Below are 21,034 nucleotides of genomic sequence, written 5' to 3'. Positions count from 1 at the left end.
GCTCCGCTGAACGAGAGGATCAGGCAAGTGATCGAGAGTTCTCTTGTATTAACTCCGCAGTTGAAGCGGTGGAATTAAGTCAACGGATGAACCGGAAGAGCAACTCGACCGGGAGTATCACACTACCAACGAAGGATTTCGACATGAGCGTCGACTACGGATTCAACGCGACCCTGACCGCTCGGCCCGGCAAGGCCGACGAACTCGTCGAGCTGCTGTTGTCCGGACTGACCGAGGGCAATCCGGGCGCGAGTGAGCACTGCCTGGTCTACCTGGTCTGCCGATCGGCCACCGATCCGAACACGATCCACGTCACCGAGGGCTGGAGCAGCGAACAGGACCACCACCGGATCTTCGCCGGTGCCGCCGCCCAAGCGATCGTCGCTCAGGTCAAGGAGCTCGTCGCGAGCGAGGGGCCCTACACCGACTATGTCCCGGTCGGCGGCAAAGCCCTGCTCTGACAACCGAGTCCGCTCGAACACCGGTAAAGGAACAACTATGTCACCGCTTGCCCGCCCCGCCCTCGACCCTGAACTCGCCGCCCTTCTGGGGGTCATGCCGCTCATTCCGGAGATCACGCCGGAGATCCTCACTCAACTCCGGCGATTGCCGTCGACTCCGATCGAGGAGCTGCTCGGCACTCGGGCGGTCGACCGGCGTGAGGTGGTGGTAGCCGCCACCGACGGCGCCGATATCGCACTGACCATTCTGTCCCCGGTCGATGCGCGCGCCGCGGCGCCGTGCGTCTATTGGATGCACGGCGGCGGAATGATCATGGGCGACAGGTACTCCCAGCTCGACATCCCCTTGGAATGGCTCGATGCCACCGGTGCGATCGTGGTCACCGTCGACTACCGGCTCGCTCCCGAACACCCGGGCACCATCCCGGTCGAGGATTGCTACCGCGGGCTGTGCTGGATCGCCGAGCACAGCGATGAACTCGGCATCGACCCCGCCCGCATTGTCGTGGCGGGCACCAGCGCGGGCGGCGGCCTCGCCGCCGGTATCACCCTCATGGCGCGCGACCTGGGCGGACCGGCTATCCTCGCCCAGATCCTGAGCTGCCCGATGCTCGACCACGGCAACGCCAGCACCTCCAGTCGTCAATATTCGGGCGAGCCCGCAGTGTGGACCCGCGAAACCAATGCCTTCGCCTGGAATGCTGTGCTGGCCGAACTCCCGACCGACCGGATCCCCGCCTACGTCTCGCCCAGCAGCGCGGACGATCTGTCCGGACTGCCGCCCACCTACATCGATGCAGGCTCCGCCGAGGTCTTCCGCGACGAGGACGTCGACTACGCGACGCGCATCTGGGCGGCGGGAGGTCAGGCCGAACTGCATGTGTGGGCAGGCGGCTGCCACGGCTTCGACTCGTTGTTCCCGCACGCCGAACTCGCCGTCGCCGCCCGCCGAACCCGCACCGATTGGCTCGCTAGAATCCTGAATCCCACTGGGGCACAAGCATAAGCTGCGTTTCTGGTGACAACTACAACCTGCAATCGGTGACAACCATGGTCTGCACATGTGGGTGATGGCCCAGGTCGGCACAAGGCGATGGTGACAACTAAGACCTGTCGTCACACAAGCGGGGGTGGCGGTGGTGGTCACGGACGGGCCGGGTTCTCGCCCTTGCGGTAGCGCAGCGGCGGGGTGCCGTAGTGGCGGTGGAAGGCGCGGCTGAAGGCCGCCTCCGAGTCGTAGCCGACCTGGTGGGCTACCGTCGCGATGGGGATCGTGCTGGTGCGCAACAGGGTTGCGGCGCGGGCCAGGCGCTGGCCGGTCAGGTAGGCGGCGGGGGGCTGGCCCAGCCGGCGGGTGAATCGGTCGGTGAAGGTGGTGCGTGACATCGACGCCAGCGCGGCCAGATCCGACACCGACCAGGGTGCGGCGGGGGAGTGGTGCACGGCGGTCAGCACCGGGGCCAGGGCCGGGTCGAGGGCGGCGGTGAGCCAGCCGGGGGCGGCGGTGTCGGTGGACCAGGCGCGCAGGGCGTGGATGAACAGCAGGTCCAGGATGCGCGAGATCATGGCGGCCGCGCCCGGGCGGGGATGGGTGACCTCGACCAGCAGCAGGTTCAGGCTCAGCGGCAGCCAGTCGCGGCTGGGCCCGGCGGCCTCGATGTGGATGGCGGGCGCCAGCACCGAGAGCAGCGGGGCCGCTTGGGGTTCGTCGACCAGGAACCAGCCGGTCACCCAGCGGGCGGCGCCGCCGACGGGGGTCACGGTGTGGCCGTCACCGCGGGCGAGCACCACCATGTCGCCGGAATGCGCGGTGGTGCCGCCGGTTTCGCCGTCGACCCGGATCTCGGCGGTGCCGCGTTCCAGGATGTGGAGCACCCGCTTGCCGGGCGGAACCCGCACGGGGACCCCGGCTTCGGCGCTGCGGCGGGTGACCGCCTGGCCGCGCAGGCGCACGGTCTCCAGGATCTCCGAGAGCGCGTCCAGGGCCGCGAGGGTCGCCGCATCCGGCCGCGCATCCGGTGATTCGGCAAAGTTTTGCGGTGTTTCCGTCATGGTCTTTGCTCCATCATCCGAATAGCGTAAGTCTCGCAACCCGGGAAGCACACCGAAGATCAGCACTTCGAGAGGAGAAAACGCTATGGCGGACAAACCTGCGATCGTTCTGGTTCACGGATTCTGGGGTGGTGCGGCGCACTGGGCCAAGGTCATCGTGGAACTGCGGCGGCGCGGCTACGAGTCGCTGTACGCGGTGGAGAACCCGCTCACCGGGCTGGCCGACGACGCGGCCCGGACCCAGAAGATGGTGCGTCAGATCCCCGGGCCGGTCCTGCTGGTGGGTCATTCCTACGGTGGTGCGGTCATCACCGAGGCGGGTGACCTGCCCAATGTCGAGGGCCTGGTCTATGTCGCGGCCTTCGCGCCGGACGCCGGGGAGAGCCCCGGCCAGATCACCGAACAGCTGCCGCCCGCCGCGGTCGCGGCGATCGCGCCGGATTCGGACGGCTATCTCTGGATCGCGCAGGACAAGTTCCACGACAGCTTCTGCCAGGACCTGGCCGACGACGAGGCCCTGGTCATGGCCGTCACCCAGAAGGCTCCGCTGGGCTCGGCCTTCGGTGACACGGTGACCGCCCCGGCCTGGAAGGCCAAGCCGACCTGGTATCAGGTGTCCACCGAGGACCGCATGATCAATCCGGACAACGAGCGCCGGATGGCCGAGCGCATGGGCCCGCGGCGCATCGTGGAACTGCCCACCGGTCACGCGTCCCTGGCTTCGCAGCCGGGGGCCATCGCGGATCTGATCGATGCCGCCGTGGCCGATCTGGGTTACGTCTGATTCGGCCCTGACGTGCGGCGCATTCCGGTATCGGGGGATGCGCCGCGGAGTCTTGACTTTCCTGCCCCGGCCCCGCATCGTAGGAATACTTAGCGAAGCTAAGTGGTGGGGAGAAAACCTGACGCCCGAACATGTTTCGAGGCGTGTGATCGCTGCAGATCAGGGAGGCACTGATGGCCGAGGACGCCACGCGCACCGAGCTTACCCAGCGATTGGCCGATCGGCTCGCCGGAGCCGAGGCCACCCTCCGCTTCCAAGCGCTGCTCGCCGACGACCAGGTGCGCGCGGCCGTCCCGCTACCCGAGGTCGCCGAGGCGGCCCGGCAGTCCGCTCCGGGCCAGGCCCAGGTGATGGCGGCGCTGATGGACGGCTACGCGCAACGCCCCGCCTGCGCCGAGCGAGCCGCCGAGCTCGTCGTCGGCGCGGACGGGCGGCGGACCCGGCGGCTGCTGCCCGAGTATCGGACCGTCACCTACGGCGAGCTGTGGACGCGGGCCGGCGCCGTCGCGGCCGCCTGGCACGGCGACGCGCGGAATCCCCTGCGCGCCGGGGACTTCCTGTGCACGCTGGGCTTCACCAGCGGCGACTACGCCACCGTCGAGCTCGCCGGTGTCCGGCTGGGCCTGGTCAGCGTCCCGCTGCAAGCGAGCGCAGTAGCCGCGCAATGGCATTCGATCATCACCGAGACCGGCGCCCGGATTCTCGCGGTCAGCCTGGAACTGCTCGATGCCGCCCTCGACTGCGTGCTCGACGACACGCCGGTGCGCTCGGTGGTGGTCTTCGATTTCGAACCCGGCGACGACGCGCAGGCCGAGACCTTCGCCGCCGCGCAACGGCGCATCGCGGACACCGGCATCACCCTGGAATCGCTTGCCGCGGTGGCCGATCGAGGCAGCGATCTGCCAGAGGTCGCGCTGCACGTCCCCGCCGACGAGGACGAGCTGGCCCTGCTCATCTACACCTCCGGCACGACCGGCACCCCCAAGGGCGCCATCTACACCCAGCGCCTGGTGACCGGTATGTGGTTGGGGCCCACGATGATTCCCGCCCCGGTCCTGAACTTCTGCTACATGCCGATGAGTCACGTGGCCGGCCGCATGGTGCTCAGCGGCACCTTCTCCCGCGGCGGCACCGCCTACTTCACCGCCACCAGCGACATGTCGACACTGTTCGAGGACTTCGGCCTGGCCCGGCCCACCGAGGTGTTCTTCGTGCCGCGGGTGTGCGACATGATCTTCCAGCGCTATCAGCGTGATGTGCAGCGCCACCTGGCGGCCGGCGAGTCGGCCGAGGCGGCGGCCGAGACGGTGAAAGCCGCACTGCGGCAGGACTTCCTGGGCGGCCGTTTGGCGCGGGTGATGGTCGGCAGCGCGCCCATCTCCGAGGAGATGAAGGAGTTCATGGACTCGGTGCTGGGCCAGCCGCTCATCGACGGCTACGGCTCCACCGAGGCCGGCGGCGGCCTGCTCATCGACAACCAGATCCGCCGGCCCCCGGTCATCGACTACAAACTGGCCGACGTGCCCGAGCTCGGCTACTTCGCCACCGACAAGCCCTATCCGCGCGGCGAGTTCCTGGTGAAGTCGACCCAGCAGGTCCCGGGCTATTTCAAGCGGCCCGAGGCGACCGCGGAGATCTTCGACGAAGACGGCTACTACCGCACCGGCGACATCGTCGCCGAGGTCCGGCCCGACCATCTGGTCTACGTGGACCGCCGCAACAACGTGCTCAAGCTCTCGCAGGGCGAGTTCGTGACCGTGGCCAAACTCGAGGCCGTCTACGCCACCAGCCCGCTCATCGCCCAGATCTTCGTGCACGGCTCCAGCGAACGCGCCTACCTGCTGGCCGTCATCGTGCCCACCGCCGCGGCCCTCGCCCTCGATCCGGCCGAGCGCCCCGCGGCCATCGCCGAGTCGCTGCGGCGGCTGGCCAAGGACGCCGAGCTGGAGTCCTACGAGATTCCGCGCGAATTCCTGCTCGAACCCGAGCCCTTCACCCTGGACAACGGCCTGCTGTCCGGGATCGGAAAACTGTTGCGGCCCAAGCTGAAGGAGCGGTACGGACCACAGCTCGAGCAGCTCTACCGCGCCGAGAGCCAGCGGCAGGAAGACGAACTGCTCGCGCTGCGTGACCGGGCCGCCGACCGTCCGGTGCTCGAGACGGTGCTGCGGGCCGCCCGCACCGTGCTCGGCGGCGTCGAGCCGCCGGCCGATGCGCACTTCACCGACCTGGGCGGCGATTCGCTCTCGGCGCTGTCGTATTCGACGCTGCTGCGGGAGGTCTTCGGGATCGAGGTGCCCGTCGGCGTCATCGTCAGCCCCGCCAACGACTTCGCCGGACTGGCCGCCCACATCGAGGCGGGCCGTTCCGGGGTCGCGCGCCCGACCGCGGCCACCGTGCACGGCGGCGGCGAGCTGCGCGCCACCGACCTCCCCCTGGCCGCCTTCATCGACGCGGACACCCTCGCGGCCGCCCCCGATCTGCCGCTCGCGCCGCAGCCGCCGCGCACCGTGCTGCTCACCGGCGCCAACGGCTACCTGGGCCGGTTCCTGTGCCTGGAATGGCTGGAGCGCCTGGACGATTCGGACGGCACCCTGATCTGTGTCATCCGCGGCCACGACGCCGACGCCGCCCGGCAGCGGCTCGACGAGGTCTTCGACAGCGGCGATCCGGTCCTGTCGGCGCGCTATCGCGAGCTGGCCGGGCGCCGCCTGCGGGTGCTGGCCGGTGACATCGCCGAGCCGAATTTCGGTCTGGATCAACGGGTCTGGCAGGAGCTGGCCGCCACCGTCGACCTGATCGTGCACCCGGCCGCCCTGGTCAACCACGTGCTGCCCTACGACCAGCTGTTCGCGCCCAACGTGGTCGGCACCGCCGAGGTGATCCGCCTGGCTCTGACCACGATCCGCAAACCGGTCACCTACCTGTCCACGGTCGCCGTGGCCGCGCAGATCCCGCCCGGCGTCTTCACCGAGGACGGCGACATCCGCGAGATCAGCCCCGTGCGATCACTCGACGACGGCTACGCCAACGGCTACGGCAACAGCAAATGGGCCGGTGAGGTGCTGCTGCGGGAGGCGCACGACCGGTGCGACCTGCCGGTGGCGGTGTTCCGTTCCGACATGATCCTGGCGCACAGCGCATTCGCCGGTCAGCTCAACCTGCCCGACATGTTCACCCGCCTGCTGCTCAGCGTGCTCGCCACCGGACTGGCCCCGAAGTCGTTCTACGCCTTGGATGTTCACGGCAACCGGCAGCGTGCCCACTACGACGGCCTGCCCGCCGATTTCACCGCCGCCGCCATCACCACCCTGGGCGCGCGCGTCACCGCCGGCTTCGAGACCTACGACGTGCTCAACCCGCACGACGACGGCATCTCCCTCGACGAATTCGTCGACTGGCTCATCGAATCCGGCCACCCGATCGACCGCATCGACTCCTATCCGGACTGGTTCACCCGCTTCGAGACCGCCCTGCGCGCCCTGCCGGAGAAGCAACGCAACCTTTCGGTGCTGCCGCTGCTGCACGCCTACCGCCGCCCCGCCCCGCCCATCCCGGGCGCGGCGCTGCTGGCCAAGCGTTTCCAGGCCGCGGTTCAGCACGCGAACCTCGGCCCGAACGGCGACATCCCGCATCTGACGAAGGACCTCATCGACAAGTACGTCGCCGACCTGACCCTCCGCGGCCTGCTGCGCTGACCGGGTCAGGCCCCGATTCCGGCTGCCGCCGCGGGGATTTCGAGCCCGTTCTGCACCGCGGCGACGGTCCGGTCGAGGATTTCGTAGAGGCCGGTCAGTGACGGGTCCGGGCTCGTCACCCAGTGATCGAGCCCGACGCCGAACGCAGCGAAGCAGGTCGCGGCGGCGAGTTTCGCCCGCAGGTCGTCCTCGCTCAGCCCGGCGCGGCGGGCGAAGCTGCGGGCCAGCGCGTCCCGGCGGCCGAAGGCGCCGGTGAAATTCTCCTGCCGCAGTTGCGGATTGGCGATCAGGACCAGCCGCGCCCGCCGCGCGGTGTCGGCCTGGCGGCGGCGCGCCTCGCGCTCGGCGTCGTCGAGCAGGAAGTCGCGCAGGGCGGCCCGCAAGGCGACGAAGACCGCTTCGTGCGGCGGGCGGCGGCCCAGGGCGGCCAGCAGGTAGGACATGACGTCCTCCTCGTGGCTGAAGATCACGGCCGTCTTGGCGGGGAAGTGGCGATGGAAGGTGCGCCGCGAAACCTGGGCGGCGTCGGCGATCTCCTGCACGGTGGTCTGTTCGAAGCCGCGGCGCTCGAACAGCAGTAGCGCGGCGTCGATCAGGTCGCGCCGGACTCTGGCCTTCTCGCGTTCGCGCATCCCGATGGCTGCCGTCATTCCGACCTTTCGTGCCGAGTCACCCCCTGGTGTCTCACAGTGACACTTCTCAGGATAGTCTCGCGGAAGTGTCTCAATGAGACACCAGAGCGAGAGAGGACTCCTCGATGACGCGACGTACCGTGATCACCCTGGTCTCGGCGGCTGTGCTGGCCGCCGGGCCGCTCGCCGCCACCGCCGTGGCCGACCCGCCCGCCCGGGCCGAGGCCGCGGGCGCGGTCGTCGCCGACGCGGCGTTGCCACTGGACCTGTGGCTCGACGGCACCGGTTCGGCCCGCAAACTCACCTACTGGACCCGGGATTCGGCCGATCAGCCCGCGCTGTCCACCGGCGTCGTCTTCACCCCGGCGGGCACCCCGCCGCCGGGTGGCTGGCCGGTGCTGTCCTGGGAGCACGGCACCGTCGGCATCGGCGACGACTGCGCGCCCTCGGTCACCGGACGCTCCGACCGCGACAACGGCTTCCTGGCCACCTGGCTGAAGCAGGGTTACGCCATCGTCGCCACCGACTACATCGGGCTGGGCACGCCCGGGGTGCACGCCTACCTCGACGGCCGCGCCGAGGCGCACGCCGCCATCGACATGGTGCGCGCCGCCCGCGCGGTGGACGACTCGCTGGCCTCGAAATGGGTCGCCATCGGGCAGTCACAGGGCGGCGGCGCGGCCGTGTTCACCGCCTCGCTCGCGACTCGCTATGCGCCGGAACTGGATTACCGCGGCGCGGTGGCGACCGGCCCGGCCTCCAATATCGTCGATGCGGCCACCCTGGTCGGCCCGGGCACCACGTTCGGGTCCTCGCACATCACCGCCTACTCCGCCTACGTGCTCAACGGTGTGAAGGCGGCGCGCCCGGACTTCGACCTGGACAGCTATCTGACCCCGCAGGGCAAGCAGTTGGTGGAGGACGCCAAGACGCTGTGCTTCGGTCCGCTGGCCGATCGCGCCGAGGGACTGTCGCTGGGGCAGCTGCTCTCGCGGCCGCTGTCCGACGGCGATTTCGTGCCCGTCGCCCGCTCGGTCATGGATGTGCCGCTGACCGGCTACGACCGGCCGCTGTTCATCGGCCAGGGCACCAACGACACCGACGTCCCCGCGCCGCTGACCGCCAAACTGGTCGCCGACATGACCCTGGCCGGCACCCATCCCGAGGTGCACGTCTACCCGGGCAAGGACCACAGCGGCGCGATGCTCGCCTCGCTGGCCGACAGCGTGCCCTTCGTGGCGCGCCTGTTCGCCTGACTCGAACGGCTCCACACCTGCGAAAGGCCGAGTGGCGCACCGCCACTCGGCCTTGTCACGCGCTCGAGTTCAGCCGATGGTGACGGTGGTGTCGATGAGTCCGAACACCTCACCCTGGGGTCCGGACACGATGCCCATCCGCCCGAACGGGCTGTCGGAGGCGCCCATCAGCACGGTCGCGCCGAGCGCTGCCGCCTTGTCCAGCGCGGCGTCGGTGCCCGCGACCTGGAACCAGGTCAGCCAGTAGTTCGGGGCTCCACCGGGCTGCCCGGTGCTGTCGGCCATGCCGCCCATCGGCCGCCCGTCGGCGCCGGCGAAGGTGGAGTACGGCATCTGCTCGTTGCCGATCTCGTCGAAGGTCCAGCCGAAGACGGTGCTGTAGAACTCCTGCGACGGCTTGTAGCCGTTGGTCTGCAGATCGTTCCAGCAGTACGCGCCGGGCTCGTTGAAGATCCCGGCGCCGGTGTGCGCCTTGGCTTCCCAGACGCCGAACATCGCACCGGCCGGGTCGCCGGCGACGAACATCCGCCCGACGTCCATGACGTCGAAGGGCGGCATGTAGACCGTGCCGCCGGCCGCGGTCACCGCGCCCGCGATGCTGTCGGCGCTGTCGGCGGCGAAGTAGGTGGTCCAGACCGAGGGCATGGGCGCCGCGCCCATCTTCGGTCCGATACCCGCGGCGGGCTTGCCGTCGAGCATGGCCATCAGATAGCCGCCGGCTTCGGGCGGGCTGTCGAGGATCTCCCAGCCGAGCAGCTGGGAGTAGAAGTCCCGCGCGGCGGCGGGATCGTCGACCGAACAGTCGACCCAACACGGTGTTCCCTGGGGCCAAGCCTTGTCTGTCGTGGGCATCCAGATCCTCCCGAAAACGGTCGGTGGCGGCCGGCCGCTGCGGTCGGCCGGTCATAGAATACCGATTGGTTCTCCCGGATTGGGTGGTTCCGGCGCTGGTCAGGATTCCAGCGCGCCCACCACGTCCTCGAAGGTGTCGCGGGCCAGCAACTCGGCGTAGAAGCCATTGCGTTCGACCAGTTCCCGATGCGTGCCGCGTTCCACCACGCGGCCCCGGTCGAGCACCACGATCTGGTCGGCGTCGCGGATGGTCGACAACCGGTGCGCGATCGTAATGGTGGTCCGGTTCGCCGACAGCGTGTCGATGGCGGCCTGCACCTCCCGCTCGGTGCGGGTGTCCAGGGCGCTGGTCGCCTCGTCGAGCACCATGATCGGCGGATTGCGCAGGATCGCCCGCGCCACCGCCAGGCGCTGCTTCTCGCCGCCGGAGAACCGGTAGCCGCGCTCGCCGACCAGGGTGTCGTAGCCGTCGGGCAGGCTCATGATGTGGTCGTGGATCTGTGCGGCCCGTGCCGCGGCGTGCAGTTCCGTTTCGGTCGCATCGGGTTTGGCGAAGCGCAGGTTGTCGGCGACCGAGGAGTGGAACAGGTATGTCTCCTGTGACACCACGCCCACGGTCGCGGACAGGTCGGCGAACGACAGGTCTCGGACGTCGATGCCGTCGACGGTGACCCGTCCGGACGTCACGTCGTAGAGCCGAGCCACCAGGTATCCGAGAGTGGTCTTGCCCGAACCGGTTTCGCCGACGATGGCCAGGCTCGACCCGGCGGGCACATCGATGTCGATGCCGCTGAGCACCTCCCGATCCGCGTCGTAGGCGAAACCGACCTCGTCGAAGCGCACCGCGCCGGTCACCCGCTCCGGCAGCGCCGCCGGCCGCTCCGGCTCTTCGATATCCGGTCGCAGATCCAGGTATTCGAAGATCCGCCCGAACAGCGCCAGCGAGCTCTGGATGTCCACGCCGGTGGACAGCAGCATCACCGAGGGCCGGAGTAATCCGCTCTGCAGGGTGGTGAACGCGACCAGCGTGCCGATCGACACCAGCGGGTGGCCCGAGGCCACGGTCATGCCCGCCGCCCAGTAGACCACCGCGGGCATGGCCGCCATGACGATCGAGATGGTGGACTGCCGCCAACGCCCGGCCATACTGGCCCGGATCTCGAGATCGACCAGTCCGCGCGATTCCCGGGTGAAGTCCTCGACCAGGGCGGGGGAGCGGCCCATGGTGCGCGCCAACAGGATTCCGCTCACCGACAACGATTCCTCGACGATGGCCGACATGCCCGCCAGCTTGCGCTGCTTCTCGCCGGTGATGCGCCGGCGCTCGGAGCCGACCCGGCGGCTGATCCACACGAACAGCGGCAGCATGGCCAGCGACACCAGGGTGAGCCGCCAGTCCAGCGCGAACATGGCGATGACCGCGGCGATGACGGAGGTGAGGTTGGAGACCAGGGAGGTCAGGGTGGAGGTGACGGTGGACTGCATGCCGCCGATGTCGTTGGCGATGCGCGACTGCACCTCGCCGGTGCGGGTGGCGGTGAAGAAGGCCAGCGGCATCGATTGCAGTCGCGCGTAGACCGCGGCGCGCAGATCGTGCATGACGTGCTGGCCGACGCCGGTCGAGATGTAGGTCTGGAGTACGCCGAACACGCTGTTGAGCGCGGCCACGGCGATCATGCCGGCCGCGAGCAGGGTCAGCAGGCCGGTGCGGCCGCCGGGCAGGGCGTCGTCGATGATGCCGCGCAGCAGGAACGGGGAGGCCAGCCCGGCCAGCGAGGCCAGTCCGACCAGGGCCGCGACCACGGCCAGGCGTCCCCGATAGGGGTGGAAGAGCCGGACGATCCGGCGAAGTTCTGTGTCTTGTGAAGCCAGGGGTGCCTCCGAAGCCATAGCGCCTCCTTTCGCAGGGAGTCTCACGCTGTAACTGAGTTTGACTCATAATTGTTCCGGGGACAATGAGTTATGCTCTGAATCATGTCGAGCACGCCCGCGGACCAGCCGCGCGCCACCGGGGAGCCCCGCGAGGACGACCTCGCCGAACTGTTCCTGCGCGCGACCAAACGCCTGCATCGCACGCAGTCCGTGCGGCTGTCCCCGCTGGGTCTCACCCCCGCCCAGGCCCGCGCGCTGCGCACCATCGGCCGCGCCGCCGAGCACGCCGACGAACCGCTGCGCATGTCCGCGCTCGCCGAGCATCTGGGCATCGTGCCGCGCTCGGCCACCACCGTGGTCGACGCGCTGGTCGCGGCGGGACTGGTTGCGCGCGAAGCGGATCCGGCCAACCGCCGCGCCACCCTGGTGACCATGACCGCGGCCGGCCGCGATGCGCTCAACCGCATGTTCGAGGCGCGCCGCGACGCCGCCGAGGAGATGTTCGCCGCGCTCACCCCGGAGCAGCGCTATACCCTGCGCGATTTACTGGCGACACTGACCTCCGGCGAATCCGCTCCGCGCTGACGGGCATACAGTCCGAGTTCACCCATTCGAGCTCGTCATCTCCATCAGCAAGGAGTCGATATGCCGCGTGAGCTGGCCGACCTGCCCTTCGCGCGTTTCCTGGAAACGCAGGACGCGTTGCGTGACGAGGGCGCCTACGACTGCGCCCATTTCGACGGCCTGTCCCTGGACGACCCGCAGTTGCGCGGCGTCGCCTTCACCGAGTGCGCCATCTCGGCCACCACGGTGACCGGCGGGTTCTTCCGCTACTCGCGGTTCAACGATGTCTGGCTCGACAGCACCCGCTGGTTTCGCACCGATCTGTCCGAAACCAATTGGATGGACACCGAATTCGTGATGGCCGCGCTGTCGGGGGTGGAGGCGTTCGGCTCGGTGCTGCGCCGGGTGAGCTTCCACAACTGCAAGTTCGATTCGGTCAATCTGCGCGGGGCCGTGCTGACCGACGTCTCCTTCGTCGATTGCGTGCTGCGCGATGTCGATATCAGCGAGGCCAAGCTGACCTCGGTGAGCTTCCCGGGTTCGGAGGTCTCCGGGCTGTCGCTGCGCAACGCGAAGCTGAAGAAGGTGGATCTGCGCGAGGCCCGCTCGATCGGCATCTCCAGCGGTGTCGAGTCGCTCTCGGGTGCGCTGGTGACCAATACCCAGCTGCTCGAGCTGGCCCCGGTGTTCGCGCACGCGTTCGGGATCGTGGTCAAGGATCTCTAGTTAGTAGCGCAAGTGAACTGACTCGAGTTACGCTGCTCACATGACGGAGTGGCAGCCCACGGCATGCATCCTGTGCGAGTGCAATTGCGGCATCCAGGTGCTGCTCGGGCCCGACGGCCGGTCCTTCGAGAAGATCCGCGGCGACAAGCTGCATCCGGCCTCGGCGGGCTACACCTGCAACAAGGCGCTGCAGCTGGACCGCTACCAGAACGGGCGCACCGGGCGGCTGACCTCGCCGCTGCGGCGGCGCGCGGACGGCAGCTTCGAGGAAATCGACTGGGAAACAGCGATTTCCGAGATCTCGGCGCGGATGCTCGAGATCGGGCACCACTTCGGCGGGGAATCGATCTTCTATTACGGCGGCGGCGGACAGGGCAATCACCTGGGCGGCGCCTACGCCCCGGCCACCATGGCCGCCTACGGCATGAAGTACCGCTCCAGCGCGCTCGCGCAGGAGAAGACCGGTGACTTCTGGGTGGGCGCGCGGATGACCGGCTACCCGATGCGCGCCGACGTCGAGCACGCCGAGGTGGCGTTCTTCATCGGCAAGAACCCCTACCAGTCCCACGGGTTCCCGCGGGCGCGCACCGTGCTCAAGGAGATCGCCAAGGATCCGGCCCGGTCGATGATCGTGCTCGATCCGGTGCGCACCGAGACCGCCGAGCTGGCCGACTTCCACCTGCAGCTGCGGCCGGGCACCGATGTGTACCTGCTGACGGCCATGGCCGCGATCCTGGTGCGCGACGACCTCCTCGACGACGAGTGGCTCGCCGCCCACACCACCGGCCTGGACGCGGTGCTGCCGGTGCTGCGGGCGGTGCCGATCGAGAAGTACTGCGCCATCGCCGATGTCGACCCCGCACTGGTCACCGCCGCCACGCACCGCCTGGCCGCCGCCGAATCGGTGGCCGCGCTCGAAGACCTCGGCGTGCAGATGAACCGGTACTCGACGGTGGTCAGCTATGTCGAGAAGCTGGTGTGGCTGCTCACCGGCAATGTCGGAAAGCCCGGCACCCAATACGCTTTCACCGGTCTGAGCAATCTCGGCCATGACCGCGGGCACCCGGCCGGTGAAGGCCCCAAGAGCCCGGTGGCCGGCGCGCAGATCGTCAGCGGGCTGGTGCCGTGCAATGTGATCAGCGAGGAGATCCTCACCGATCACCCCGCCCGCTACCGGGCCATGTTCGTCGAGAGCGCGAATCCCGCCCACTCCCTGGCGGATTCGGCCCGCATGCGCGAGGCCCTGCGGGCGCTGGAACTGGTGGTGGTCATCGACGTCGCCATGACCGAGACCGCGCGGCTGGCCGACTACGTGCTGCCCGCACCGACCCAGTTCGAGAAGTACGAGGCCACCTTCTTCAACTTCGACTTCCCGCGCAACATCTTCCACCTGCGCCACCCGGTGCTGCCCGCACCCGAGGGCGTGCTCCCCGAACCCGAGATCCACGCCCGCCTCGTCGAGGCCGCGGGCGTGGTCGGCGAGGCGGACTACGCGCCGCTGCGGGCCGCGCTGGCGCAGGGCCGCGAGGCGTTCGCCTTGGCCTTCCTGGGCATTCTGGGGGACCCGGCGCGCTCGAAACTGGCTCCCGTGCTGCTGTATCGGACGCTGGGGGAGACCCTGCCCGGCGGGGCCGCCTCGGCGGCGCTGCTGTGGGCCGCCGCCTACAACATGGTGCGCAAGTTCCCCGACAGTGTGGAACGCGCCGGGCACGGTACCGGATTGGCGGCCGGTGAGCGGCTGTTCGAGGCGATCCTCGAGGGCAAGCACGGCATCGTGATCTCCGAGGACGACTACGCCGAGACCTGGAACCGGGTGCGCGACAAGGTGATCCGCCTGGAAGTCCCGGAACTGCTGGAAGTGGTCGCCACCCTGCCCGAGCCCGCCGCCGACGACAGCGCGGCCTGGCCGTTCATCCTCTCCGCCGGTGAGCGCCGGGCGTTCACGGCCAACACCATCTTCCGCGATCCTGCCTGGCGCAAGCGGGATGCGGCGGGCACGCTGCGGATCAGCGTCGGCGACGCCGAACGGCTCGGCTTGTCGGCCGGTGATCTGGTGCAGGTCACCACGCGTCGCGGCACCGCGCGGGTGCCCGTCGAACCCACCGACCGCATGCGCTCGGGTCACCTGTCGCTGCCCAACGGTTTCGGGCTGTCGGTGGCCGACGCCGACGGCACGCCGGTCACCACCGGCACCGCCCCGAACGAGCTGACCTCGTTCGAGGATCGCGACGAATGGGTCGGGACCCCCTGGCACAAGTACGTCCCGGCCCGTCTGGATACCGTGACCACATGAAACGTACGAGTTTCGCGAACTGGCCGTGCACCGTCGCCCGCACCGTCGACCTGCTGGGCGACTGGTGGACGCCGCTGATCCTGCGCGAAGCTTTCTACGGCGCCAAGCGTTTCGACGATTTCGAATCCGCCCTGGGCCTCAGCCGCAATATCCTCACCCAGCGGCTGGCCCGGCTGGTGGAGGCGGGTCTGCTCGACAAGGTGCCCTATCAGGACCGCCCGGTCCGCCACGAGTACCGGCTGACCACCCAGGGCCGCGATTTCTTCCCGGTGATCGCGGCCATGATGGCGTGGGGTGACCGCTATCTGGCCCCGGAATCGGGTGAACCGGTGCTGCTCCACCACACCGCCTGCGACCACGACACCCACGCCGAGGTCGTCTGCGCGCACTGCCGCGAGCCGCTGCGCCACGAGGACATCGCGGCCCGGCTGGGTCCGGGGTTCCCGCCGCGGCTGCGCGACGCGGCCCTGGCCACCGGCCGCTTCACCGATGCGGTCTGACCCCGCACCGGTGCTTTAAGCTGCAGGGACTATGGCCCTGAACGCGACTCTCCATACCTTCAACGTGCAACTGTCCGACATCGATCGGGGGGTGTACGAGGAATTGGATCTGCGGGTCGCCCAGCATCCTTCCGAGACAGCCGAATACATGCTGACCCGGGTGCTTGCCTACTGCCTGGAATACGAGGAGGGCATCGCGTTCAGCGTCGGCGGCGTCTCCTCGACCGATGAGCCGCCGGTGCTGGTGCGCGACCTCACCATGCGGCTGACCGCGTGGATCGATGTGGGCGCCCCCGACGCGGCCCGGATCCATCGGGGCAGCAAGGCGGCCGACCGCGTGGTCATCTACACCCACCGGGATCCGGTCAAGGTGCTGGCGCAGCTGCCGGCCAAGCGCATTCACCACGCCGGCGAGATCCGCGTCTACTCGTTCGACCCCACCTTCATCGAGGACGCCGCCGCGTTCCTGCAGCGCCGCAACACCGTCTCGGTCTCGATCTCCGAGCGGCACCTCTATCTGGATCTGAACGGCAACGCCCTGTCGACCGACATCGAAGAACACCGCCTGTCCTGATGCCCGCATCCCGTCGGCGTCTCCGTATCGCGGCCGCGGCCACCGTCCTGGTCGCCGCGGCGAGCGGCTGTGCCCAGCGGCACCCCGAATCCGACGAACAACCGGCTTACACGGGGCCCGCCGATCAGGTGATCGCGGTCGTCTCCGATGCGCCGACCGACACCTCGGCCACGCTCACGGCCTGGGATCGCGTTGGGGCGCACTGGGTCCGGGCGATCGGCCCGCTGCGCGCCGACGTCGGCGCGCAGGGCATCGGCGCCGCCAGCGAATCGGCGACCCGATCGCCCGCCGGAATCTGGCCGCTGACCGAGGCTTTCGGCATCGCCGCCGACAACGGCACCCGGCTGCCGTATCGGCGCGTGAGCACCTCGGACTGGTGGGTGTCCGACACCGCGTCGCGGTACTACAACACGCATTACACGTGCGCGCCCGGCAGTTGCCCGTTCGACGAGTCCGCGGGGGAGGATCTGGGGGCCGCCGGGCCGGCGTACGACCACGCGGTCGTCATCGACTACAACCGATCCCCGGTCGTCCCGGCCGCCGGATCGGCGTATTTCCTGCATGTCGGCGACGGACATCCCACTGCCGGGTGCGTCGCGGTTCCCGCTTCCGACCTGGACGCCCTCATGCGCTGGCTCGATCCGGCGCGCGGGCCAGTTATTGATATCACGGTGCGATAACGGCCACGAGGCGCTATTTCAGCGGACAAACCCCAGGTGCATCGGCAATTCGCCTGATGTGATCGAGCTATCACCCTGCATTCGTCGCGGGATTGCACGTTTCAGATAACCGGGGTGCGGGTATCAAACTTTGTCGAACGTGCAAAGGATTTGAAATATGGGTGCGAGCCTGATGATCGTGGGGGACGACAATGGGGTCCGTGGCGCCCTGCGGGCGGCGATGGAGGAGGAAGGGTACGAGGTCGCCGAGGCCGACGCGGGTGAGGCCGCGCTGGAACGGCTGCGCAGTCACGGCGCGCCGGACGTGATGGTGGTCGACCTGCTGGACGGCGAGATGGACGCCTTCACCTGTATTCGTGAGGTGCGCCGCGCCCACGAGGTGCCGATCATCGTGGTCAGCGCCAGCACCGACACCCACGACGTGGTCGCCGCGCTGGAAGCCGGCGCCGACGACTTCGTCACCAAGCCCTTCGAGATCAAGGAGATCAGCGCGCGCATGCGGGCGCTGCGGCGGCGCCCGCACCTGGGCGGACTGCCGGACGAGCCGGTGGACGTACCCCTCACCGAGATCCTGCTGGATGCCGACGAGGCTGCGCCGCTGGTGCTTTCGCCCGAGGGTGGCTCGGTGCGCCGGGGCGAGGAGCCGATTCCCTTGACCATCACCGAGTTCCGGCTGCTGTGCGAGCTGGCGGCCAATCCGGGCCGCGTGCTCACCCGCACCGTGCTGCTGGAAAGAGCCTGGGACGAGGGCTTCTTCGGCGACGAGCGACTGGTCGACGTGCACGTGCGGCGCTTGCGCACCAAGATCGAGACCGATCCCTCGGATCCGCGCATCGTGGTGACGGTCCGCGGGCTCGGCTACCGCCTCGATATGCCCCGATAGGCGGGCGCCCGGAGCCGGGGTCATCGGATCGTCATGAGATCGCAATGAGTTCGCACGGAAGACCTCAACGTTGCGCGGTCAGGCTGAAACGGTCATGCAGATCCCAATCAGCAAATTTGACGCGATATCCGAGCAAACCATCCAGATCCGGGAACCCGAGCTTGCCGACGGCGCGCACATGTGGCAGATCGCCGAGAACTCCCGGGTCCTCGACACCAACTCCAGCTACGCCTATCTGCTGTGGTGCCGGGACTTTCCCGACACCTCGATGGTCGCCGAAATCGACGGCGAGGTAGCCGGATTCGTCATCGGCTACACCCGGCCCGCCTGGCCGAACACCCTGTTCGTCTGGCAGGTGGCGGTGGACCGGCCGCATCGCGGGCACGGGCTGGGCGTGAACATGCTCGACGCGCTGCTGGAACGCGCCGCGGCGCAGGGCATCACCCAACTCGAAACCACCATCGCGCCGGACAATCCGGCGTCGGTGGCCATGTTCGCGGCCCTGGCCCGCCGGCGCGGCGCGGCCCTGACCCGCACCACCCTGTTCTCGGCGGACCAGTTCCCCGGCGGACATCAGCCCGAGGACCTCTACCGCATCGCACCGGTCACCACTCAGGAGGAACGACGTTGATCACCCCCGATATGACCGTTTTCGCGGACCTGGAATCGAATGTGCGCGGCTACTGCCGCTCCTGGCCGACCGTCTTCGACACCGCGTCGGGCTGCTGGCTGCGCGATGAGACCGGCCGCGAATACCTGGACTTCTTCGCCGGCGCGGGCGCGCTGAACTACGGGCACAACAATCCCGTGCTCAAGCAGTCGCTGCTCGACTACATCGCGGCCGACGGCCTCACCCACGGACTGGACATGTCCACCGTGGCCAAGCGCGAACTGCTGGAATCGCTGCGGGACCGGATCCTGCGCCCGCGCGGCCTCGACTACAAGGTGCAGTTCCCCGGGCCCACCGGCGCGAACGCGGTGGAGGCGGCACTCAAACTGGCCCGCAAGGTGACCGGCCGCACCGAAATCCTCAACTTCACCAACGCTTTTCACGGCATGACGCTGGGCGCGCTGTCGGTCACCGGCAATGCCGCCAAGCGGGCGGGTGCGGGCGTGCCGTTGCAGCACGCCACCTCGATGCCCTTCGACGGCTACCTGTCCGGCGCGGACGACGACTCGTTCGAATGGATGGAGCGCGTCCTCGACGACGCCTCCTCGGGCCTGGACAGCCCCGCCGCGGTGATCGTCGAAACCGTGCAGGGCGAGGGCGGGGTCAACATCGCGCGCGCCGAATGGCTGCGCAAGCTGGCCGGATTGTGTTCCGCCCGTGAGATTCTGCTGATCGTCGACGACGTGCAGATGGGCTGCGGCCGCACCGGGCCCTTCTTCTCCTTCGAAAGCGCCGGCATCACCCCGGATATCGTCACCCTCTCCAAGTCCATCGGCGGCTACGGCCTGCCCATGGCGCTGGTTCTGTTCAAACCCGAACTGGACCAGTGGAAGCCGGGCGAGCACAACGGCACCTTCCGCGGCAACAACCCGGCCTTCGTGACCGCACGGACCGCCCTCGAGCACTACTGGTCCGACGACACCCTGGAGTCGGCCACCCTCGCCAAGGGCGCACGCATAGATCGCGCCCTGACCGGCATGGCCGCGGCCTTCGACGGCGTGACCGCGCGCGGCCGCGGCCTGGTGCACGGTCTCGTGTTCGACGACGCCTCCCAGGCGGGCAAGGTGTGCGCCGCCGCCTTCGGGCGCGGACTGCTGGTCGAGACCTCCGGTGCCGAGGACGAGGTGGTGAAACTGCTTCCGCCGCTGACCATCTCCGAGAACGAGCTCGATCACGGCCTGGAACTGCTGGCCGCGTCCCTGGATGCCGTCGGCAGCGGACGGGGGCACTGAGATGATCGTGCGCACCACCGCCGAGATCACCGGCACCGAACGCGATGTCGCGGGCCCGGGCTGGCGCAGCAAGCGCATCGTGCTCGGCGGCGACGGGGTCGGCTTCTCGTTCCACGAGACCACCATCGAAGCCGGAACCCTGCACGAATTCCACTACCAGCATCACATCGAGGCCGTCTGGCTGGTCGAGGGCGAGGGCACCCTGGTCGATCTCGACCACGGCGTCAGCTACGAGCTGGTCCCCGGCTCGATGTACCTGCTCGACGGCCACGAACGCCACCGCCTGTTCGCCCGTACCGGAATGCGGATGCTGTGCGTGTTCAATCCGCCGGTGACGGGCCAGGAGGTCCACGACGAGAACGGCGTCTACCCGCTGGTGGCCGTCGCCCGGGAGAGTGCCGAATGACCCTGTCCGACTACGGACTGATCGACCGCTACCGCACCCGGACCGTCGCCGGGACGCCGCCATTCGACCGCGACGACCCGACGGTCTGGGGTCCGATCGACTCCCACGGCCTGGCCGAGTTCGACGACAACGGCTTCGCAGTGCTGGACATGCTGCTCGACCCGGACGAAGTCCGCGCCGTGGCAGCCGAGATCGAGCACCTGACCAGCGATCCCGAACTGCTGCTGGACGAGCGCGTGATCATCGAGCGGGCCTCGCACCGGGTGCGCTCGGTGTTCGATGTGCACCGGCTGAGCCCGATGATCGGGGATCTGGTGCGCCAGGACCGGATCGCGGGTCTGGCCCGCCAGATCCTCGGCTCCGACGTCTATCTGCATCAGGCCCGGGTGAACTACATGCCCGGGTTCTCCGGGGCGGGGTTCTACTGGCATTCGGACTTCGAGACCTGGCACGCCGAGGACGGCATGCCGGCCCCGCGCGCGGTGAGCCTGTCGATCGCTCTGACCGACAACTATCCGTTCAACGGGAGTCTCATGGTCATGCCCGGCTCCCACCGGACCTTCGTGCCCTGCCAGGGGGAGACGCCGACCGACCACCATCGGGTTTCGCTGCGGCAGCAGGACATCGGCGTGCCCTCGCAGGAGGCGCTCACCGATCTGGCCGGCAAGCACGGCATCACCCAGTTCACCGGTCCGGCGGGCTCGGCGCTGCTGTTCGACTCGAACCTGATGCACGGGTCCTCGGGCAACATCACCCCGTTCCCGCGCTCGAATCTGTTCCTGGTGTTCAACAGTGTCGAGAACACCTTGCGCGACCCGTACTCCGCGCCGGATCCCCGGCCGGAGTACCTCGCGAGCCGGGACTTCACGCCGCTGCGCTGAGCGGCACCGGACGCGAGG

Annotated in this window: 20 protein-coding genes; 16 read left to right on the top strand and 4 right to left on the bottom strand. The window is 68.9% G+C overall.

Annotated elements, in window-relative coordinates; genetic code table 11:
• Positions 1–143 precede the first annotated feature (143 nt).
• Complete coding sequence (locus ACYVKL_RS02420; RefSeq protein WP_379173497.1) at positions 144–461, top strand: putative quinol monooxygenase; 318 nt, start codon at positions 144–146, stop codon at positions 459–461.
• Positions 462–498: 37 nt separating this feature from the next.
• Positions 499–1,467, top strand: coding sequence for an alpha/beta hydrolase (locus ACYVKL_RS02415; protein ID WP_213554755.1), 969 nt, complete (start codon positions 499–501; stop codon positions 1,465–1,467).
• Positions 1,468–1,604: 137 nt separating this feature from the next.
• Here the strand turns inward: ACYVKL_RS02415 and ACYVKL_RS02410 are convergent, their stop codons facing one another.
• Entirely contained in the window at positions 1,605–2,513 is a 909-nt protein-coding gene (locus tag ACYVKL_RS02410; protein WP_379173495.1) for an AraC family transcriptional regulator, read from the bottom strand.
• Between the two features lie 85 nt (positions 2,514–2,598).
• Here ACYVKL_RS02410 and ACYVKL_RS02405 point away from each other — a divergent pair, with 85 nt between their 5' ends.
• Together ACYVKL_RS02405 and car are read left to right on the top strand one after the other, a co-directional pair.
• On the top strand, positions 2,599–3,297 hold the full coding sequence (locus ACYVKL_RS02405) for an alpha/beta hydrolase (RefSeq protein WP_379173493.1): 699 nt from the start codon (positions 2,599–2,601) through the stop codon (positions 3,295–3,297).
• A gap of 173 nt (positions 3,298–3,470) precedes the next feature.
• Positions 3,471–6,995: a carboxylic acid reductase gene (car, locus tag ACYVKL_RS02400; RefSeq protein ID WP_379173491.1), complete on the top strand. Its 3,525-nt coding sequence runs from the start codon at positions 3,471–3,473 to the stop codon at positions 6,993–6,995.
• A gap of 5 nt (positions 6,996–7,000) precedes the next feature.
• Here car and ACYVKL_RS02395 read toward each other — a convergent pair whose 3' ends face one another.
• Complete coding sequence (locus ACYVKL_RS02395; protein WP_379173489.1) at positions 7,001–7,645, bottom strand: TetR family transcriptional regulator; 645 nt, start codon at positions 7,643–7,645, stop codon at positions 7,001–7,003.
• A 107-nt stretch (positions 7,646–7,752) separates the two neighbouring features.
• On the opposite strand from ACYVKL_RS02395, the gene ACYVKL_RS02390 reads away from it, so the two are divergent.
• A complete protein-coding gene (locus ACYVKL_RS02390) occupies positions 7,753–8,883 on the top strand; it encodes a lipase family protein (RefSeq protein WP_379173487.1) in 1,131 nt (376 codons plus the stop codon).
• A 69-nt stretch (positions 8,884–8,952) separates the two neighbouring features.
• Here ACYVKL_RS02390 and ACYVKL_RS02385 read toward each other — a convergent pair whose 3' ends face one another.
• Together ACYVKL_RS02385 and ACYVKL_RS02380 are read right to left on the bottom strand one after the other, a co-directional pair.
• A complete protein-coding gene (locus ACYVKL_RS02385) occupies positions 8,953–9,735 on the bottom strand; it encodes a VOC family protein (RefSeq protein WP_379173485.1) in 783 nt (260 codons plus the stop codon).
• 99 nt (positions 9,736–9,834) lie between these two features.
• The gene (locus ACYVKL_RS02380; protein WP_379173483.1) at positions 9,835–11,625 is read right to left on the bottom strand and encodes an ABC transporter ATP-binding protein; all 1,791 of its coding nucleotides are present in this window, start codon (positions 11,623–11,625) and stop codon (positions 9,835–9,837) included.
• Between the two features lie 84 nt (positions 11,626–11,709).
• Between ACYVKL_RS02380 and ACYVKL_RS02375 the strand changes: the two genes are divergently transcribed.
• From ACYVKL_RS02375 to thpD, 11 genes are all read left to right on the top strand, one after another.
• Complete coding sequence (locus ACYVKL_RS02375) at positions 11,710–12,192, top strand: MarR family winged helix-turn-helix transcriptional regulator (protein ID WP_379173481.1); 483 nt, start codon at positions 11,710–11,712, stop codon at positions 12,190–12,192.
• A gap of 60 nt (positions 12,193–12,252) precedes the next feature.
• Positions 12,253–12,897, top strand: coding sequence for a pentapeptide repeat-containing protein (locus tag ACYVKL_RS02370; RefSeq protein ID WP_379173479.1), 645 nt, complete (start codon positions 12,253–12,255; stop codon positions 12,895–12,897).
• A gap of 40 nt (positions 12,898–12,937) precedes the next feature.
• Positions 12,938–15,190, top strand: coding sequence for a molybdopterin-dependent oxidoreductase (locus tag ACYVKL_RS02365; RefSeq protein WP_379173477.1), 2,253 nt, complete (start codon positions 12,938–12,940; stop codon positions 15,188–15,190).
• Complete coding sequence (locus ACYVKL_RS02360; protein WP_379173475.1) at positions 15,187–15,690, top strand: winged helix-turn-helix transcriptional regulator; 504 nt, start codon at positions 15,187–15,189, stop codon at positions 15,688–15,690. The genes ACYVKL_RS02365 and ACYVKL_RS02360 overlap by 4 nt, the downstream gene beginning before the upstream one ends.
• Positions 15,691–15,721: 31 nt before the next feature.
• The gene (locus ACYVKL_RS02355; protein ID WP_213554767.1) at positions 15,722–16,264 is read left to right on the top strand and encodes a YaeQ family protein; all 543 of its coding nucleotides are present in this window, start codon (positions 15,722–15,724) and stop codon (positions 16,262–16,264) included.
• Entirely contained in the window at positions 16,264–16,944 is a 681-nt protein-coding gene (locus ACYVKL_RS02350; protein ID WP_379173473.1) for a L,D-transpeptidase family protein, read from the top strand. Before ACYVKL_RS02355 ends, ACYVKL_RS02350 begins: the two co-directional genes overlap by 1 nt.
• Positions 16,945–17,101: 157 nt before the next feature.
• The gene (locus ACYVKL_RS02345; RefSeq protein ID WP_379173471.1) at positions 17,102–17,827 is read left to right on the top strand and encodes a response regulator transcription factor; all 726 of its coding nucleotides are present in this window, start codon (positions 17,102–17,104) and stop codon (positions 17,825–17,827) included.
• A 94-nt stretch (positions 17,828–17,921) separates the two neighbouring features.
• Positions 17,922–18,458, top strand: a complete 537-nt coding sequence (ectA, locus tag ACYVKL_RS02340; RefSeq protein ID WP_379173468.1) for a diaminobutyrate acetyltransferase — start codon at positions 17,922–17,924, stop codon at positions 18,456–18,458.
• Positions 18,459–18,469: 11 nt separating this feature from the next.
• Positions 18,470–19,729, top strand: a complete 1,260-nt coding sequence (gene ectB / locus ACYVKL_RS02335) for a diaminobutyrate--2-oxoglutarate transaminase (RefSeq protein WP_379173628.1) — start codon at positions 18,470–18,472, stop codon at positions 19,727–19,729.
• A gap of 1 nt (position 19,730) precedes the next feature.
• Positions 19,731–20,135, top strand: coding sequence for an ectoine synthase (locus tag ACYVKL_RS02330; RefSeq protein ID WP_379173466.1), 405 nt, complete (start codon positions 19,731–19,733; stop codon positions 20,133–20,135).
• Positions 20,132–21,016 carry an ectoine hydroxylase gene (thpD, locus tag ACYVKL_RS02325; RefSeq protein WP_379173464.1) on the top strand — a complete coding sequence of 295 codons (885 nt, stop codon included), beginning with the start codon at positions 20,132–20,134 and terminating at the stop codon, positions 21,014–21,016. Before ACYVKL_RS02330 ends, thpD begins: the two co-directional genes overlap by 4 nt.
• The last annotated feature ends 18 nt before the right edge of the window (positions 21,017–21,034 follow it).

The organism is Nocardia tengchongensis (assembly GCF_054781395.1).
Note: the sequence above shows the minus strand (reverse complement) of the source record. Positions and strands in the feature narration are given on the sequence as shown.

Coding starts and splice junctions, on each gene's coding strand:
- ACYVKL_RS02420 (WP_379173497.1), top strand. CDS start 144: ATGAGCGTCGACTACGGATTCAACGCGACCCTGACCGCTCGGCCCGGC.
- ACYVKL_RS02345 (WP_379173471.1), top strand. CDS start 17,102: ATGGGTGCGAGCCTGATGATCGTGGGGGACGACAATGGGGTCCGTGGC.
- ACYVKL_RS02355 (WP_213554767.1), top strand. CDS start 15,722: ATGGCCCTGAACGCGACTCTCCATACCTTCAACGTGCAACTGTCCGAC.
- ectB (WP_379173628.1), top strand. CDS start 18,470: ATGACCGTTTTCGCGGACCTGGAATCGAATGTGCGCGGCTACTGCCGC.
- ACYVKL_RS02330 (WP_379173466.1), top strand. CDS start 19,731: ATGATCGTGCGCACCACCGCCGAGATCACCGGCACCGAACGCGATGTC.
- ACYVKL_RS02390 (WP_379173487.1), top strand. CDS start 7,753: ATGACGCGACGTACCGTGATCACCCTGGTCTCGGCGGCTGTGCTGGCC.
- ACYVKL_RS02360 (WP_379173475.1), top strand. CDS start 15,187: ATGAAACGTACGAGTTTCGCGAACTGGCCGTGCACCGTCGCCCGCACC.
- car (WP_379173491.1), top strand. CDS start 3,471: ATGGCCGAGGACGCCACGCGCACCGAGCTTACCCAGCGATTGGCCGAT.
- ACYVKL_RS02365 (WP_379173477.1), top strand. CDS start 12,938: ATGACGGAGTGGCAGCCCACGGCATGCATCCTGTGCGAGTGCAATTGC.
- thpD (WP_379173464.1), top strand. CDS start 20,132: ATGACCCTGTCCGACTACGGACTGATCGACCGCTACCGCACCCGGACC.
- ACYVKL_RS02350 (WP_379173473.1), top strand. CDS start 16,264: ATGCCCGCATCCCGTCGGCGTCTCCGTATCGCGGCCGCGGCCACCGTC.
- ACYVKL_RS02370 (WP_379173479.1), top strand. CDS start 12,253: ATGCCGCGTGAGCTGGCCGACCTGCCCTTCGCGCGTTTCCTGGAAACG.
- ACYVKL_RS02385 (WP_379173485.1), bottom strand. CDS start 9,735: ATGCCCACGACAGACAAGGCTTGGCCCCAGGGAACACCGTGTTGGGTC.
- ACYVKL_RS02375 (WP_379173481.1), top strand. CDS start 11,710: ATGTCGAGCACGCCCGCGGACCAGCCGCGCGCCACCGGGGAGCCCCGC.
- ACYVKL_RS02405 (WP_379173493.1), top strand. CDS start 2,599: ATGGCGGACAAACCTGCGATCGTTCTGGTTCACGGATTCTGGGGTGGT.
- ACYVKL_RS02415 (WP_213554755.1), top strand. CDS start 499: ATGTCACCGCTTGCCCGCCCCGCCCTCGACCCTGAACTCGCCGCCCTT.
- ectA (WP_379173468.1), top strand. CDS start 17,922: ATGCAGATCCCAATCAGCAAATTTGACGCGATATCCGAGCAAACCATC.
- ACYVKL_RS02395 (WP_379173489.1), bottom strand. CDS start 7,645: ATGACGGCAGCCATCGGGATGCGCGAACGCGAGAAGGCCAGAGTCCGG.
- ACYVKL_RS02410 (WP_379173495.1), bottom strand. CDS start 2,513: ATGACGGAAACACCGCAAAACTTTGCCGAATCACCGGATGCGCGGCCG.
- ACYVKL_RS02380 (WP_379173483.1), bottom strand. CDS start 11,625: ATGGCTTCGGAGGCACCCCTGGCTTCACAAGACACAGAACTTCGCCGG.